At 68.7% G+C, this 502-nt stretch carries 1 protein-coding gene; it reads right to left on the bottom strand.

Features of this window, described 5'->3' with window-relative positions; translation table 11 throughout:
* Positions 1–502 (bottom strand): HNH endonuclease signature motif containing protein (locus LOK55_RS13975; protein WP_229935856.1); only part of this gene is annotated, 502 nt, incomplete at both ends.

Below are 502 nucleotides of genomic sequence, written 5' to 3'. Positions count from 1 at the left end.
TGGATGCCGGGGTGAACGCGACGGGTGGGGCGGGGGCGTCTTCGCGGTAGATCCGTCCGGTGGGTGAGGTCCATTCGAGGACCCCGCCGGGGAGTTGTCTCACCTTCCAGCGGGTGAACTGTTTCATCGAATGATGCCGTTGACACAGGTGTGCGAGGTTCCACAGGGCGGTGGGTCCGCCTTTGGCGGCGTCGATGGTGTGGTCGATCTCGCACCGGATCGCCGCACGCCGGCATCCGGGGAACCGGCAATGCTGATCCCGCGCCCGCAGGAACCGGCGTTGCGGCCACGGCGTCCGATACCGGTCCACCGCCAACACCGTCCCCTCCACCGGGTCGGTCAGCACCCGCGCCCACGAATGCGTGTCCCCCGCGAGGCAACGGGCGGTGTCCGCATCGATCGGGGACCGACCGACGAGGTCCGCGGGACCGTCATCGACACCGAGAAGAGTGAGAGCGGGGACGATGACCTGCACCTGCGCACGAATCGCACCCAGCGACCC

Source organism: Microbacterium sp. F2E (assembly GCF_020905435.1).
In the GTDB taxonomy this organism is placed as follows: Bacteria; Actinomycetota; Actinomycetes; order Actinomycetales; family Microbacteriaceae; genus Microbacterium; species Microbacterium lacticum.
Note: the sequence above shows the minus strand (reverse complement) of the source record. Positions and strands in the feature narration are given on the sequence as shown.